The organism is Paenarthrobacter sp. NPDC089988, from assembly GCF_044748465.1.
Taxonomy (GTDB): Bacteria; Actinomycetota; Actinomycetes; order Actinomycetales; family Micrococcaceae; genus Arthrobacter.
In genome coordinates, this window is the sequence record NZ_JBIVGD010000017.1 from 29,135 (window position 1) to 42,710 (window position 13,576).

Genomic DNA, 13,576 nt, shown 5'->3' on the forward strand with positions numbered 1-13,576 from the left:
CGAGTGCGGGGGACTGGGTGTGATTAAAAAAAGCTCCGGAGTGCGTTATTGGGGGATACGCACTCCGGAGCAGCCTTTGAGGCAGGGGCTCTCGCTCACCTGCACTAAATACTCTACGTCCCGTGAGCCCTCATTGCCACCATGTCGAATTAGTACTTTCGCTTTAGTTTTTCGAGGCGGTTTTCGGGCGTTTTTTCTGCGGCACAATCAGCACCGGCCGACGCTGGTGATGGCTCAACCAGGCCGCCACGGAACCGTTCAATGCCTCGGAAATCCGGTGCCCCAGGCCAGGTTCCGGCGTGCCGACAATGATCATCGACGCCTTGATGTCCTCGGCGAGCCGCCCTAGTGCCCGGGCAGGATCGCCCGCCAACAATCGCAACGTCCAATCGGCGGAGCCGCCGTCCATGGCGTCGGCAATGGCCCTTCCCAAATCGCCCCGGACGGCTGCCACATCCTCGTCGTCCTTGTCCGGATGCAGGGACATCCGGTGGGTCTCGCGGGAGGGATCCCACTCCACGAGGTAGCTGGCCTCGTCCACGTACGCGCACACCAGGGGCACCCCGAGTTGTTCGGCGAGGGTCCGGGCGGTCTGCAGGACCTCCACATGCTGGTCCGGTAAAACGCCCACGACCAAGGGAATGCGCCCGCTGAAATTTTCCGCAGCCATACCTTATTGTTGCGCCGGGCGTGGGGCTTGAACAGGCTGTTTGGTCCCCAACTGGGTCGCAGTTCGGGTCGTTCCCAGCACTGGGAACGACCCGAACTGCGACTTACTTGGGTGGGGCTACGCGGACGAGGTGGGGTTAGTTGGGTTGGCGGGCTTGTTCCACGTGAGGCGCACCGTGAAGTTGGATCCGGTGCTGGCAGCGGCAATGAACGCACCGGCTTCCGCGTGCAGGTCGATCCCGAATTCCACGCTGAGTTCATCGGGCCTGTTCTCCAGGCTCAGCAACTCGTCGATCACGCCCTGGACTGCCGGCCGGACATGCTCCAGCGCGCGCTGGAACGTCTGTTGGGCCCGGGCGAACACCCCCGAGTGCTCCGCCGAGTGGTCGCCACCCCGTGTGACCAGGCTCCCGGCCGAGCTCGCCACCTCCACAACTACGGTGCCGCCGTCGTCCGTTGCGAACTCGACCAAGCGCGTCATGGTGCTGTCCTTTCCACCTGCGGGGTCCGGAGGCGGCGGGATGCCACCAACAGTCCGGCTCCGGCGACCGCCAGAATGACCAACTGGATCAGGGCGAAGTACGCATGCGTCCGGTACCAGGCCTCCATGAAGACCCCTTTGTCCTGGAACCACACGAGCGGAATGGACACAGTGGCGAGCAGCAACAGCCAGCCGAGGACACGATCCTGCTGCGACCGCAGTGCCAGGACTCCCGCCCAGAGACCCAGCCCGGCCACCGCGAGGCTTCCGACAATGGCGGTGGTTTCCACCGTGTAGTTCAGGCCGGACAGGCCAAACACCCCATGGGCCACCACCAGCCCGGCCATGACCGTGCGGCCCAGGATGGAGCGGTCGGGCAGGCCTGCCACGGCGAGCATCAGGTACCCGAACGGCGCGACCAGCCCGTAAACCACTCGCAGTGAGCCGTCGCCGCCGCTTTCGTACCAGTAGTTGTCGTCGAGCCAGATGAAGTAGACCGCGAAGCATGCGCCCACGACGCCGGCAACCAGCAGCGACGCCGCGCCCCAAGCCAGCGGGATCCAGTCGGGCGGTTTGGCGTTGCGTGCCGTGGCTTGGGTTTGCGCTGGGCTTGGTTCAACAGCAGCGGACGACGGCGGTGCCTGGCTTCGTTGCTGGCTGCTTGGCCGTCGCGTCGGTTCCGGCGGGTCGAAGGCCGTGTAGGACGCGTGGTGTTCCCCAGGCTCGTTGGGCTGCGCCGGCTCGACCGGTGTGGATTCGGGTGGCTTCACTTTCTCGATCTCTTCCCTGGCGGCCGAGGCCAGGCCATCGGGGTCCGCCTGGTCCGGGTCAAGGGTGGCCAGTTCCTGCGAGACATCCAGCACTGTTTCCCACGAGCCCAACGAGGAGTGGTAGCGGAGCTCACCCTGCAGGTCGGCGATGCGCTGGCGTCGCTCGCAATCCTTCCTCCGGGCGGCGGCGTCGGGGTAGGCGGGGTCGTCCTGCACGCGGGCAAAACCGTCCGCCGCGGCCAACCAATCGCCGGCCTCCTCGGCGACGACCGCATCACGGTACGCGCGGGACATCTCCAATCGTTCCTGGGCTGCGCTCCGAAGCGTGGGTGCGTCCCGGTAATCGGGTTCCAATGTCAGGAGGTCGGTGAACAGCTCAATGGCTTGCTCATATCGCCGTGCCCGCAACTCAGCCGATGCCTGGACGTAGAGGGCGCGGAGCTGGGCGCGCTTCATGGTTAGCTCCGCGTTGCCTTGCGCCGCGCGGGCGGTGCCTGTGTCGCTGGCCGGTCCCACCGCGGAGGCGGCTTGCCCGCCTTGGGCGACAACCGCCGTCGTGCTTTGATCGCGCGGTGTGCCCGAACCGCTGAAGGCGCGTCGCGGCGTCGTATTTTCAGCAGGGGCGGGCGCGCGTGGGGTGCCTTTCAGTGTGAACAGTTGCGTGGAGCCGCCGCGGACATAGAGGGCGGGAGTGACCCATTCGAGGGTGCCGTCCGGGCTGGCCATGACCGAGATGCGGCCCACCCTGGCGGCCTCGTCCACGGTGCGGCCGTTGGCGATGGCTGCGTAGAAGCCGTGCGCGAAGGCGATCGCTGCGGCGTCGCTGATGGCGAACTGCATGGCGGCAACCGCGCCGATCCCGCTTCGGACCAGGGCCGATGCGGTGCCGGAGAAGAGATCGGCTTGGCCCATTTCGCCGGACGAGCACGAGTTCAGTACCACCAACCGTGGGCGGGGCGAGGCGACGCTCAGGAGGGCCATGAGCCTGACGGCGCGGACCATGGCGGCCCGGCCATCGGGGCCTACCAAGGCGATGCGGCCTTCGTCGGTGCGCGAGTCGTAGTCGCCGTGCCCGACGAAGTGGACTACGTGCCACGGGCCGGCGAGGAGCATCGATTGGACGTCGTCCCACGTGCCAGTTTTCGACCAAACCAGCTCCACCCGGCCTTCATCAACGGGCCCTGCAAGTGCCCGGCTCAGGTGGTCCTTCTCGGTTTGGATGTCCAGGGCCGGAAGGTCCCGTGGGGAGGCGACGATGCCGAGGATCCGCAGCGGCGGTGCGACGTCGAGGGGGTTGAGGTTGTAGTCGGGAGCGGGGACGTGACGAAGCAGGGGCTCGGTCTGGCAGAGATAGGTCTCGGTTTCGGGATCGAACAGGGTCTCCCACGGCATCATCGCGAGCTCGGGTGCCGAGAGCCTCAGCACTACGCGGAGTTGTTGGCCAGCGTGCTGTGCTGCACCCAGGCTGGCCCGATAGGTGCCGTAGACCTCGCGGGTGAAGAGTGCCTGGAAGAGTTCCTGGCCGACTTCGCGGACGGCGACCTCCGCCACCGGGAGGGTTCGCCTGGCCGCGACTGCTGAGGCAAGGACGGTGGCTTCGAGTTGTGGGAGCCTGTCCTGGATGCTGTCCACGTCCAAGGTGAAGGTGCCGGACGCGTGTCCTCCCGCCGGCGCACGGACCACGTGCACCGCATATTCTCCGCGTGCAGAGCCGGTAACGATCTCCAGCTCGATGTCACAGTCCATCGCGGGATCCCTCTGTGGTTCTTACGTACAGATTGGCCCTTGTTCCGTGTCCCTTACAAGGGGTTGTTCTCTGCTCTTGAAGGGGAATCTGCCTCGGCCTACGGTTAATCCGTGGCCTCGTGGCCTCTCATCCGAAGGAAGGCGGCGTGCGATGGAAATCTTCATGTGGTGGCTCGATCTTCATCTGGACAGCAAGGAATGGCTGCGCGAAAACCTGCGCTCGGAGGAACTCCCTCTCCAGGTCCTGCAGCACATTGCCGAGGCCGGCGGACCGCATCAGGACGACCTCAGCGGTGGGCTTACGGAGGCGGACTGGGACTTCATCGAGACGCAGTCGGAGTTCGTGGACTGATCAGGTCTGTCGGGAAATTTTTTCACTTATAAGTGAAAGCTATTGTAGTATTGGTTCAATTCCACCATCGAGGGGTGACCAATGACCGCAATACTGCTTTCCCAGACTGACGTCCTGGTCACGGATGAAGCGTTATCCACCGTTAGGCAGGAAGTCGAAACAGCGCCCGCAGGCGTCGTCGGTTTCGCTGCAGTAATGAGCGATGGGACAGTGAGGCACCTTTCTCCCGAACTGTCCATGATCATCAATAAGGCTTTTCAGGCCCTCGCTGCCAACGGCAGCGTCACTGTGGGTACCTTGCCGCAAGAACTCACGAGCAATACAGCGGCGGAGGTTCTCGGCATTTCGCGCCCCACGCTCCTGAAGCTGGCGCGTGACGGCAAGATCGCGTCATTCAAGGTTCGAACGCACACCCGCTTCAAGAGGGACGAGGTGCTGGCGTTCAGGGCCGAGCGTGAGGCGAACCGGCGAAGAGCCATAGCAGAACTCCTGGAGCTTGAGGACCGCATCGATGGAATTGCTTGAAGCAACCACGGCTGGCCGGTCAGCGGAAGCACGTCCGGCGCCTGACTAGGCGTCCGCGGCCGCTGACCAACCCAGGGCCGGGCCCAGTTTCTCAGCGATATCCGTGAGGATCTGCACGTAGTCCTCGTGCTCAAAGCTGAACGGAAGCGCGAACGCCACCTCGTCCACTTCCTGGTATCCCTTGTGCGCGTAAAGTTGCTCGGCGATCTGTTCGCTGGTGCCGATCAGGTCCCTCGCGAACAGCATGCGCTTGGGTCCCTGAGGCGCACTTGTGCGGGGAGTCCGTTCGTCGACGTAGCGCTGGTACTTTTCCCGCTGGGCACTTGAGGCGGAATCGGTGGGGATCACCACCAGGCCCTGCGAGACCCTCCCCGCTTGTCCGGCCGGTGCCGCCTCGCGGAAAGCCCTGATCTGGCTTTGCTGGATCTGGGCGAAGTCCGGTTCCTGGCCTTCTTCCGGAAAAATGACACTGCTGGAGAGCAGGTTGAAGCCGTTCCTCCCCGCCCAGACGGCCGACTTGAGGCTGGCGGCGCCATACCAAAGCCGATCCCGGAGGCCGGGGGAGTGTGGTTCCACGCGGTTGGAGAACTCCTCCACCACACCCTGCTTGCCGGAAAACTCCCGCACCTTTTCGCCCGCTACCAGCCGGGCAAGACGTTCCACGCGGGCGTAGCTGAAGTCCTCAGCCTCGGCAGAGTCCGGGTACAGTTCGTGCTTCACAGTGTCGTAGTTCATGGGCTCACCGACACTCAGCCCCGGGTTGATCCGTCCACCGGAGAGAACATCAACTGTGGCAAGATCCTCTGCCAGGCGGAGTGGGTTCTCCCAGCCGAGCGGAGTGACAGCCGTCCCGAGCTCGATCCTGGACGTGCGCTGGCTCGCGGCGGCCATCACGGCGATCGGGGACGAAATCCCGAACTGCAGGTGACGGTGCCGGAGCCAGGCACTGTCGAATCCAAGTTTCTCGCCAAGTTCGATGATCTCCAACGTGGAACGGTGCCCGGCCGCCGGATCCGCCGGATCGAACAGGCCGATGGTGAGGAAGCCAAGCTTGCGGAGTGGACGGGCGGGGTTGGGCATGCGGGTTCCTTCACGGTGGGGCGGCGGCTACTGCCCAGAATAGGCGCCCGCTGAGATCACGACGGCGGGAGGTTACCTTTTGTGATGAGCCGCAGTTCGCGCGGCCGGTGACCGAGTGCCCGTCTCAGGCATACTCGGGGCGTCCGCCCACTCGGTAGGTGAGTCCCACTATTCCGCTCGCAAAAACGCGAGAGTCCGTCAGCTGGAGTCTGAAGTCGAGCCCTTGGTAGGGAAAGACGCGTTCGCCTTCGCCGACGATAACGGGAAACTGGACCAGATTCAGTTCGTCCACCAGTTCGTTCTCGAGCAGCCATCGTGCGAGCGAGACGCTGCCAACCACGAGAAGCTCGCCGCCGGCCCGAGCCTTGAGTTCTTTCACCCGGTTGGGAAGGTCGTCTGGGACCACAGTTGTCTGTTCCCAGCTTGGTTCAGCCAGGGTGGTGGAGACGACGTACTTGGGCTTTGAGCTGATTGCCTCGCCGAAGCCGCCGTCGTCGCTGCGTGCACCCCAGTAGGTTTCGAACAGTCCGTAAGTCTTCCGTCCGAGGAGGAACGCGTCGGGGCGCCTCCAGGTATCGAGGATGTACTGAACGGCTTCAGCGTCGTTGAGCGGAATCGCCCAGCCGCCGCGAGTGAATCCGGGATCCATTTCCTCATTGTTGCCGCCGTTGGCTTGGGCGACACCGTCGAGGGTGACCTGCAGGCTGACGGTAAGCTTCATGACCCGTTCCTCTCTGGCGACAAGATGGTCACAAAGTAGCAGCGAGGGCAGACATGGGGAACCCCGAGTACTCCGCAGCTTTCGCCAGCAAAAGGGCGGGGACGTGCTCACGTCTGCTGAACAGGACAACGCCCGCTTGTGCGCGCCGGCATAGTCCAGTGGTCGAACCTAAATAGATTTGAGCCATGACATTGCCTCTCGTCGGAGATGAAGTTGTTCATCTTGATTCCGGCACGTTTATGTGGGTCCAGCTGACGCGTTTCCTTATCGACCCGGATCAGGACGACCAATCTATTCTTGAAAGCCTGATCGAGAGCCCCGGGTACCAGCACGACTATGCCTCGCCCTTTCCCTCGGCCACGGAAGTCCGAGCATGGGGAATACATGGTCGGTGGGTGATTGATGCCATTCAACCGGGTCTGTTCGAGCCATCGACGGCCGAAGCGGCGAAGGCCGAGATCGCCATTTGGGCCAATGACCAAGAATGGACGGACCCGCAATACTCCCAGCCCTTCGAAGTTATTCAAAGGCTGGAAACCATCTACACCCTGATGGGCTCGGGCACCGTACTGAAGCTACGCAATCCCCCACGGGAATCCGAGCATGACTACGGCTTCGTCACCGGAAACCTGGGCTTCCACGAGTTCATCGTCATTGATCGGATCCTCCGCACACTTCACGTCATTGTGGCTTCAGATGACTGAAATGAGGCCGACCATAAGTCCTGCTCCACAAAGCCAGACCGATACACGGGGGCAAGGGCGCGGGCCACGCGGTGAGCGATCCTCGGGCCTGCGTTTCCCGTAGCCGACCAACTTGTGCCCGGTAGTGGGCACTTCTCCCCATCGTGGTGCCAAGTCCCCGCTGGTAGCTTTAGCCGTAATCGTTCAGGCCTATTTGGGGAGAGACTATGAAGCGTAGAAACACCATTGCCAGTATTACCGCAGCCATCGCAGTTGCCGTCGGAGGCCTCGCGGTTGCGGCGCCAGCGCAGGCGGCGGGCTACTCATACCTTTACCCGACTGACTTCAGCACCCAGTCCGCGTGCAACACGAAGCGCCTAACCATGAACTCCTCCTGGACCCGCGCAAGTCAGTGCTTCATCATGACCGATACCGGGAAAGTCGTTTGGAAGTTCTCTGTCACTGTCCGCGGATAGCGACACGCTAAATTCGCTGGCTGTGCGCCCCGCGCAACCACCAGCACAATGCGAAGTGCCCCCATCCAAAGGATGGGGGCACTTCCGTGCATCAATCATCGAGACAGCAAACGGCCGCAGGCCCCTTACGCGCACTTAGCCACCGGGACCACCACGTGGGTGCCGGTGTCCGTCGTCGTGAATTCCCTGACGTCCGCGGTGGGCGTGACGGTCCCCGCCGCCGCGCGCTGCTTGGCGCGCATGCGGAAAATCGCGATGCTGGAGATCAGGAACCACGCAATGTTGGTCACAACTGAGGGCCAGGCGCCATGAAGCAAGCCATTGAGGATGAACGCGCACGCGCCGAACAGGTTCACGGCCTGGAAGCTGATTCCCGGCTTGAGCCAACCCATGGAGACTGACATGAAAGCGCCAAGCATCGCCGCCGCACCGGTCCATCCAACAACTTCCCACAGCATTTCCATTTCAGTCCTTTCACGAGTTGGTGCCGGCCGGAGCGGCGAGCGGATTTTGGTGAGATGTGGGCCGGAAGAAGTGGCCCTGAGATAGATCTTGCTGGAGATATTTGTTTAGTTCAATTGCATTTATCTGAAGCCGGTATTTAGGATCTCTTAACATGGAAATGGACCCGCGCCGACTCCTCGTTTTGCTAGCCGTGGCCCGCACTGGCGGGGTCCTCGCGGCGGCCGACGAACTGCGGATTACGCCCTCTGCCGTGTCTCAACAGCTGAGCAAACTCGAGAGCGAAGCGGGCCAAGCGCTCCTGGTCCGGACGCCCAAAGGATCGGTGCTCACACCGGCGGGCCTGGCCATGGCCGAGGCTGGTGAAGAGATCGAAAGGGCACTCAGCGTCGCCCGGACCCGCATGGAAGGCGAGGCCAAAGTGGCCGGTGTTGTCCGGGTGGGTGGCTTCACCAGCTTCATGCGCACGGTGGTGATTCCGCGCCTCCCAGAATGGCGCAGCATGTACCCGCAGTTGAAGATCGACATCGTCGAGGACAGCTTCCCGCCCCTGATGCGGTTGCTCCGGCAACGCCAACTCGACGCGGTGGTGGTGGAAAAGGATTCGACGGCGGCAGAGCAGCAACCGCTGGCATCGGGAATGGTTGAGGAACCCCTGCTGGACGAACCCTGGAAACTGGTGGTTCCGGCGGGGTCGTTGCTGGCTACGGAAAGCATTGACCTCAGCCGCTTGCCGTTGCCTTGGTTGGGAGTCGAGCCGTCCGCGGCCAACATTGCGGTGCTCGGCAGGCTGCGTCATTCAACAGGTGTACGAATCGAGACCGTCCACCAATACGCAGATACTTTGACGGCACTCGCCTTGGTGGCGGCCGGCGAGGGTGTGGCGATTGTGCCTACGTTGGCGCTGACGGGCGTGGTCCAGGACCAAGTGGATGTCCTGGATGTTCCCGGCCTGGGGACCAGGCACATCGCCTTGCGGCGGTTTGAGCGGCGGAGGCCAACGAGCCTGCCTGTGGACACGGTCGCGCGGCTGCTCAGGGAATCCGCGGCGGCGTTCGATACGCGGTCCGGTTCTTAAAAGCGACCGGCTCATGAAAGCGGTCCGGCTCATGAAAATGGCCCCGCCACTGCGATAGCGACGGGACCACATCATGCCTGGCAGTTAGTTCAGCGCAGGAGTGTCCTTGGGGATGACGCCGGAGCCGTAGAGATCGGAGGCCAGGTCCTGCAGGGCACGGAGGGCAACCCGCTGCGTGAACGGACCATAGGAAACCCGGGCCACGCCGAGTTCCTGCAGCTCGGCTGCGGGCAGGGCACCGGGGGCGCCGATGACCGAGAGCTTGCCGTGTCCGAGGCCCGCCACCAAAGGCTCGATGACCTCACGGGTGAGCGCGCCAGGCACGAAAACCAGCGCAGCACCGGCGTCGAGGAAGGCACGGCCACGCGCAATGGCGTCCTCGATGCTCTCCTGGATCGGCCGGTCGCCACCCTTGGCGATGGCATCAGTGCGGGCGTTCAGCTGGAAGGCGATGCCCTCATCGTCGGCGGCCTTGATGATGGCCTGCACGCGGGCTACTGCCTCGTCGAAAGGGCGCAAGCGGTCCTCGACGTTGGCGCCCACAACTCCGATGCCGATCGCCCGGCGGATGGTTTCGGCAGGGTCTTCATAACCGTCGTCGAGGTCTGCCGTGACCGGCAGGTCCACTGCCTTGACGATCCGCTCCACGCCGCTGAGCGCCACGTCCAGGGGCATGGTTCCATCGGCGTAGCCGTAGGCCGCTGCGATGGAGTGGCCGGCCGTAGCGATCGCCTTGGTTTCGGGCAGGGCTGCAACCGTAGTTGCGCTGACCGCGTCCCACACATTGACGACACTAAGGATTTCGGGTGCCTCGTGCAGGGCCTTCAGCTGTTGCGCGAGTGCGTTGGTGTTTGATTCGGTCATGGTTTCTCCGTCATCCGTTGTGTGGGAGTGGGCTTGCACATTCCAAACCCAACCTAGGCATATGCCCACCACCTAACGCAAGGTAGTGCTTCGCGCCGTGACGCGCTTGGTTTGCCAGGCAAGGAACGCGGCCAGCAGCAGCACACCGGCGCTTGCCAGGAACGTGCTTTCAAAGCCGAGCGAGTCGAACAAAACACCGCCGAGCGTAGACCCGAGCGCGATGCAGGTCTGCACCACGGCCACCATGAGTCCGCCGCCCTGCTCTGCGTTGTGGGGCATGGCCTGCGCCACCCAACTCCACCAACCCACGGGCGCCGACGTTCCGAGCAGCCCCCAGAGGCCGAGAAGAACCACGACGGCGGCGAAAACCGCACCGAACGGGATCAGGGCCGCCGCAATGAGTGCCATGACGGCCGGAATCACCATAAGGGTCCGGTACAGGCCCGCGCCCAGGAAGCGGCCAATGAGCGCGGTACCCGCGAAGCCGGACACCCCAAGGACGAGGAGTACCAGCGATACTGAGGTCACGTCCGCCCCTGTCACGGTTTCCAAGAAGGGCCGGATGTAGGTGAACAGGATGAACTGGCCCATGAAGAAGGCACCACACGCGGCCATGCCCCAGGCGACGACGGGCTGGCGGAAAGCGGTGAAGATGGCGAAGATGCTGCGCACCTTTGGTGCCTGCGACGAAAACTCAGCGTCCGACGTCGGACCTGTTGTCGCCGTCGGGCTGGTCACCGACGGTGCCGCCAAGGACGGCAGCGAAAACCAGAGCCACACCACGCACACGACGGACACCGGAACCAGGCAGAAAAAGGCGCCGCGCCAACCGATGAGTGAGCCAAGGTAACTGCCCAGCGGTGCCGCCAGCACGGTGGCCAACGCGTTGCCGCCGTTGACGATGGCCAGGGCGCGGGGAACCCGGGGTGCGGGAACCAGGCGAATGGCGGTGGCTGCGGACATGGACCAAAAGCCGCCGATTACGACGCCGATGAAGGCGCGACCCACCATGAACGGCAGGTATCCCGGTGCGAGGGCGATTAGGGCACCAGAAGCGCCCATCAGCACCGCCAGGCCAATCAGTAACGTCCTCCGGTTCAGCCTGCCGGCCACCGTGGAGATCAACAGGCTGGTCAGGACAGCGAACAGCCCGGAGATCGCGATCCCCTGTCCCACCAGGCCCTCGGAGACTTGAAGGTCCTGGGCCATGGGTGTGAGCAGGCTGACCGGCATGAATTCGGAAGCCACCAGGGCGAAGGCTCCGAAGGACAGGGCGAAGACCCCGGCCCAATGACTCACGCGATGGGTGTCAGCCTGGGCTTGGTGCGGGGTGGCAGTGGAAGTATCTGGTGACATGGCTGGGCCTCTCCGGTAAAGCAACTGAGACCTATCGGACCACGGCCCGTACAGGAGGTGGGAGGCCCCGTTTATACGGGTTCCAGCAGAACCTCTCACAACACACGTGTGGGGTCGTAACGTGTTGATCATGGACAATCGATCGGAAGTGCGGGAGTTTTTGATGTCCCGCCGCGCACGCATCACACCTGAGCAGGCCGGGATCGAAACGTTCGGTGTCCGCCGTCGTGTTTCCGGCCTGCGCCGTGACGAGGTGGCACGCGTGGCCGGAGTGAGCGTGGACTACTACACGCGCTTGGAGCGGGGAAACCTGTCAGGCGTATCGGACAGTGTGCTGGACGCAATCGCCGGGGCACTGCAGCTGGACCGTGCCGAACAGGACCACCTTTACGATCTTGCCCGAACAGCCAACCGCGGCAACCGGGCCAAGGCCAAGAAGACGGGGCCCACCCTCGACCCCGCTTTGCAGTACTTCCTGGACGCCATCACCGGTGCGCCGGCCCTCATCGCGAACAACCGCATGGACGTGGTGGCGGCGAATGCCCTGGGCTACGCCATGTATTACGACCTCTTCCGCAGCATGGCCGGGCCGGCGAACCACTCCCGGTTCATCTTCCTGGATCCGCGCGGACAGGACTTCTACCCCGACTGGGAACGGGCCAAGAACACCAACGTGGAGATCCTGCGCCGCCAGGCCGGACGTTTCCCGCACGACAAGGGCATTGCCGAGCTGGTGGGAGAGCTGTCCATGCGGAGTGAGGAATTCCGTACGCTCTGGGCAGCCCACAATGTGCGGCGCCACCGTTCGGGCATGAAGAATTTCCATCATTCGGTGGTGGGGGCTTTGGAGCTCACCTACCAACAGTTGGAGCTCGATGAAGACACAGGCCTGCACGTCACCGTGTACCCCGCCGTTCCCGGCAGTTCCAGTGAGGAAGCCTTGAAGCTTCTCGCGTCCTGGGCGGCGACTGAAAACGTGGTTGAGAAGGTGGCTGCGGGCGCCAGCTGAGGCCTCCTGAACGCGGCCCGCCGCGTCATGTTCGGCCCATCCAAGGGAAGGCTCTAGGCTGGTCCGTTGGATGGGGGCGTTGATGCTGGATTTAGTGAGTTTGAAGTTGGCGTTGGCAATCGTGACGTTGACGTTGTGCGTGCTGTTTTGGGGGTCCTATCGGCGGACCCGGTCCCTGTACAGCGCCTGTTGGTGCGTTGCGCTGGGCTGTTGGCTGGTGGGCAACGCTGCCTACTGGTTGAAGGGCACCGACTGGACCTGGGCAGCCAATCCTTTCGGAAATGCGCTGTTGGTAGCGGGTGCTTTCGGTGTGTGGGCAGGGTTCCGTTCCCTTCGGGGGTTGAGGGCTCCGTTGTGGCCTTTCCTGGTTGCTCCCGGGGCCACGACCTGTGCCTCGTTCCTGGAAACAAGCACTGACGGAGTCTGGCCCGGCGGCCTGGTCTACTTCGTTTCGATGGCAGTGGGGATGGCGCTGGCTGTCCGGGAACTGGCGATGCTGAAGTCGCCGGCGTCCCAGGCGCACCGGCCGTTGTTGGTTGTCGCAGCCATCCTGGTGGCCTATTTCGGATGCCGGGCCGCGGTGTATGTCCTGGAGGGGCCCACCAGCGAAATACTCAGCTCGTTCTTCAGCCCCGCCATCACGTGCATGCTGCTGCTCATGTTGCTGGTCCTGGTCTCCTTCAGCATGACCGTGCTGAGCAACGACCAACTCATCAGCGCACTCAACGAACGGGCCACGCGGGACGGTATGACCGGGCTGCTGAACCGTGAAGCATTCATGGAGTTGGCGGGACGCGAGCTTGCTGCCGCGCAGCAGACTGGTGCGGTGGCCGCCGTCGTACTGGCAGACCTGGATCACTTCAAGACCATCAACGATACGCACGGCCACACCGCCGGTGACGCCGCAATCAAGGCCTTTGCCGCAGCCTGCGAAGGGTCACTGCGCCGGACGGATCTGGTGGCCAGATACGGCGGCGAAGAATTCGTCATCCTGCTGCCGGGTGCCGACGAGGTTGCGGCGGGAGCCATCACCGCGGAAATCAGCCGCCGCCTGGCCGCTGCTCCGGCCCCGGACGGACTCAGTTTTCCTACGGTCAGCTACGGGATCGCGTCCACCCCCTGTTCCGGGCCGTCGCTGGAGGAACTGATCCAGACGGCGGACGAGGCCCTCTACCAGGCCAAAGCCGCGGGGCGGAACCGGGCGTTCAATGTGGCTGGCCAGGTGGTGGCGGGGGTTGGGCGAGGGTGAATGCGTTTTGGGTGGTTTGGGCGGGCGGGGTGCTTCGGGTGAGGAAGTGTCAGGT

Annotated in this window: 15 protein-coding genes; 7 read left to right on the plus strand and 8 right to left on the minus strand. The window is 63.6% G+C overall.

Annotated features, from left to right (window positions below; translation table 11 throughout):
• Positions 1 to 163 precede the first annotated feature (163 nt).
• The 3 genes from ACIPV6_RS18130 to ACIPV6_RS18140 all read right to left on the minus strand — a co-directional run bounded on the left by ACIPV6_RS18130 (position 164) and on the right by ACIPV6_RS18140 (position 3,666).
• Positions 164 to 670 (minus strand): universal stress protein, encoded by a 507-nt coding sequence (locus ACIPV6_RS18130; RefSeq protein WP_400272212.1) that lies wholly within the window; start codon positions 668 to 670, stop codon positions 164 to 166.
• Positions 671 to 787: 117 nt separating this feature from the next.
• Complete coding sequence (locus ACIPV6_RS18135) at positions 788 to 1,150, minus strand: CU044_2847 family protein (protein ID WP_400272213.1); 363 nt, start codon at positions 1,148 to 1,150, stop codon at positions 788 to 790.
• Entirely contained in the window at positions 1,147 to 3,666 is a 2,520-nt protein-coding gene (locus ACIPV6_RS18140) for a CHAT domain-containing protein (RefSeq protein ID WP_400272214.1), read from the minus strand. Before ACIPV6_RS18140 ends, ACIPV6_RS18135 begins: the two co-directional genes overlap by 4 nt.
• 151 nt (positions 3,667 to 3,817) lie before the next feature.
• Here ACIPV6_RS18140 and ACIPV6_RS18145 point away from each other — a divergent pair, with 151 nt between their 5' ends.
• Both ACIPV6_RS18145 and ACIPV6_RS18150 read left to right on the plus strand, forming a co-directional pair.
• Positions 3,818 to 4,018, plus strand: a complete 201-nt coding sequence (locus ACIPV6_RS18145; protein ID WP_397325127.1) for a hypothetical protein — start codon at positions 3,818 to 3,820, stop codon at positions 4,016 to 4,018.
• An 81-nt stretch (positions 4,019 to 4,099) separates the two neighbouring features.
• On the plus strand, positions 4,100 to 4,543 hold the full coding sequence (locus tag ACIPV6_RS18150; protein ID WP_400272215.1) for a helix-turn-helix domain-containing protein: 444 nt from the start codon (positions 4,100 to 4,102) through the stop codon (positions 4,541 to 4,543).
• 45 nt (positions 4,544 to 4,588) lie between these two features.
• Here ACIPV6_RS18150 and ACIPV6_RS18155 read toward each other — a convergent pair whose 3' ends face one another.
• Positions 4,589 to 5,623, minus strand: a complete 1,035-nt coding sequence (locus ACIPV6_RS18155; RefSeq protein ID WP_400272216.1) for an LLM class flavin-dependent oxidoreductase — start codon at positions 5,621 to 5,623, stop codon at positions 4,589 to 4,591.
• 124 nt (positions 5,624 to 5,747) lie between these two features.
• Positions 5,748 to 6,344 carry a dihydrofolate reductase family protein gene (locus ACIPV6_RS18160; protein WP_400272217.1) on the minus strand — a complete coding sequence of 199 codons (597 nt, stop codon included), beginning with the start codon at positions 6,342 to 6,344 and terminating at the stop codon, positions 5,748 to 5,750.
• Positions 6,345 to 6,529: 185 nt separating this feature from the next.
• On the opposite strand from ACIPV6_RS18160, the gene ACIPV6_RS18165 reads away from it, so the two are divergent.
• Positions 6,530 to 7,048, plus strand: a complete 519-nt coding sequence (locus ACIPV6_RS18165; RefSeq protein WP_400272218.1) for a hypothetical protein — start codon at positions 6,530 to 6,532, stop codon at positions 7,046 to 7,048.
• A 206-nt stretch (positions 7,049 to 7,254) separates the two neighbouring features.
• Complete coding sequence (locus ACIPV6_RS18170) at positions 7,255 to 7,503, plus strand: hypothetical protein (RefSeq protein ID WP_397325133.1); 249 nt, start codon at positions 7,255 to 7,257, stop codon at positions 7,501 to 7,503.
• Positions 7,504 to 7,628: 125 nt separating this feature from the next.
• Here ACIPV6_RS18170 and ACIPV6_RS18175 read toward each other — a convergent pair whose 3' ends face one another.
• A complete protein-coding gene (locus ACIPV6_RS18175; protein ID WP_400272219.1) occupies positions 7,629 to 7,967 on the minus strand; it encodes a hypothetical protein in 339 nt (112 codons plus the stop codon).
• A 152-nt stretch (positions 7,968 to 8,119) separates the two neighbouring features.
• On the opposite strand from ACIPV6_RS18175, the gene ACIPV6_RS18180 reads away from it, so the two are divergent.
• Positions 8,120 to 9,043 (plus strand): LysR family transcriptional regulator, encoded by a 924-nt coding sequence (locus ACIPV6_RS18180; protein WP_400272220.1) that lies wholly within the window; start codon positions 8,120 to 8,122, stop codon positions 9,041 to 9,043.
• An 84-nt stretch (positions 9,044 to 9,127) separates the two neighbouring features.
• Here the strand turns inward: ACIPV6_RS18180 and ACIPV6_RS18185 are convergent, their stop codons facing one another.
• Positions 9,128 to 9,907: an isocitrate lyase/phosphoenolpyruvate mutase family protein gene (locus ACIPV6_RS18185; RefSeq protein WP_400272221.1), complete on the minus strand. Its 780-nt coding sequence runs from the start codon at positions 9,905 to 9,907 to the stop codon at positions 9,128 to 9,130.
• Positions 9,908 to 9,979: 72 nt separating this feature from the next.
• Positions 9,980 to 11,263, minus strand: a complete 1,284-nt coding sequence (locus tag ACIPV6_RS18190) for an MFS transporter (protein WP_400272222.1) — start codon at positions 11,261 to 11,263, stop codon at positions 9,980 to 9,982.
• A gap of 130 nt (positions 11,264 to 11,393) precedes the next feature.
• On the opposite strand from ACIPV6_RS18190, the gene ACIPV6_RS18195 reads away from it, so the two are divergent.
• Both ACIPV6_RS18195 and ACIPV6_RS18200 read left to right on the plus strand, forming a co-directional pair.
• On the plus strand, positions 11,394 to 12,272 hold the full coding sequence (locus tag ACIPV6_RS18195) for a helix-turn-helix transcriptional regulator (RefSeq protein ID WP_400272223.1): 879 nt from the start codon (positions 11,394 to 11,396) through the stop codon (positions 12,270 to 12,272).
• Positions 12,273 to 12,366: 94 nt separating this feature from the next.
• On the plus strand, positions 12,367 to 13,521 hold the full coding sequence (locus tag ACIPV6_RS18200) for a GGDEF domain-containing protein (RefSeq protein WP_400272224.1): 1,155 nt from the start codon (positions 12,367 to 12,369) through the stop codon (positions 13,519 to 13,521).
• Positions 13,522 to 13,576: the final 55 nt, after the last annotated feature.

What these genes read in the sequence shown, in the direction of transcription:
- ACIPV6_RS18150 (WP_400272215.1), top strand. Translation starts at nt 4,100, where the DNA reads ATGACCGCAATACTGCTTTCCCAGACTGACGTCCTGGTCACGGATGAA.
- ACIPV6_RS18145 (WP_397325127.1), top strand. Translation starts at nt 3,818, where the DNA reads ATGGAAATCTTCATGTGGTGGCTCGATCTTCATCTGGACAGCAAGGAA.
- ACIPV6_RS18180 (WP_400272220.1), top strand. Translation starts at nt 8,120, where the DNA reads ATGGAAATGGACCCGCGCCGACTCCTCGTTTTGCTAGCCGTGGCCCGC.
- ACIPV6_RS18135 (WP_400272213.1), bottom strand. Translation starts at nt 1,150, where the DNA reads ATGACGCGCTTGGTCGAGTTCGCAACGGACGACGGCGGCACCGTAGTT.
- ACIPV6_RS18155 (WP_400272216.1), bottom strand. Translation starts at nt 5,623, where the DNA reads ATGCCCAACCCCGCCCGTCCACTCCGCAAGCTTGGCTTCCTCACCATC.
- ACIPV6_RS18185 (WP_400272221.1), bottom strand. Translation starts at nt 9,907, where the DNA reads ATGACCGAATCAAACACCAACGCACTCGCGCAACAGCTGAAGGCCCTG.
- ACIPV6_RS18175 (WP_400272219.1), bottom strand. Translation starts at nt 7,967, where the DNA reads ATGGAAATGCTGTGGGAAGTTGTTGGATGGACCGGTGCGGCGGCGATG.
- ACIPV6_RS18130 (WP_400272212.1), bottom strand. Translation starts at nt 670, where the DNA reads ATGGCTGCGGAAAATTTCAGCGGGCGCATTCCCTTGGTCGTGGGCGTT.
- ACIPV6_RS18170 (WP_397325133.1), top strand. Translation starts at nt 7,255, where the DNA reads ATGAAGCGTAGAAACACCATTGCCAGTATTACCGCAGCCATCGCAGTT.
- ACIPV6_RS18140 (WP_400272214.1), bottom strand. Translation starts at nt 3,666, where the DNA reads ATGGACTGTGACATCGAGCTGGAGATCGTTACCGGCTCTGCACGCGGA.
- ACIPV6_RS18190 (WP_400272222.1), bottom strand. Translation starts at nt 11,263, where the DNA reads ATGTCACCAGATACTTCCACTGCCACCCCGCACCAAGCCCAGGCTGAC.
- ACIPV6_RS18160 (WP_400272217.1), bottom strand. Translation starts at nt 6,344, where the DNA reads ATGAAGCTTACCGTCAGCCTGCAGGTCACCCTCGACGGTGTCGCCCAA.
- ACIPV6_RS18195 (WP_400272223.1), top strand. Translation starts at nt 11,394, where the DNA reads ATGGACAATCGATCGGAAGTGCGGGAGTTTTTGATGTCCCGCCGCGCA.
- ACIPV6_RS18165 (WP_400272218.1), top strand. Translation starts at nt 6,530, where the DNA reads ATGACATTGCCTCTCGTCGGAGATGAAGTTGTTCATCTTGATTCCGGC.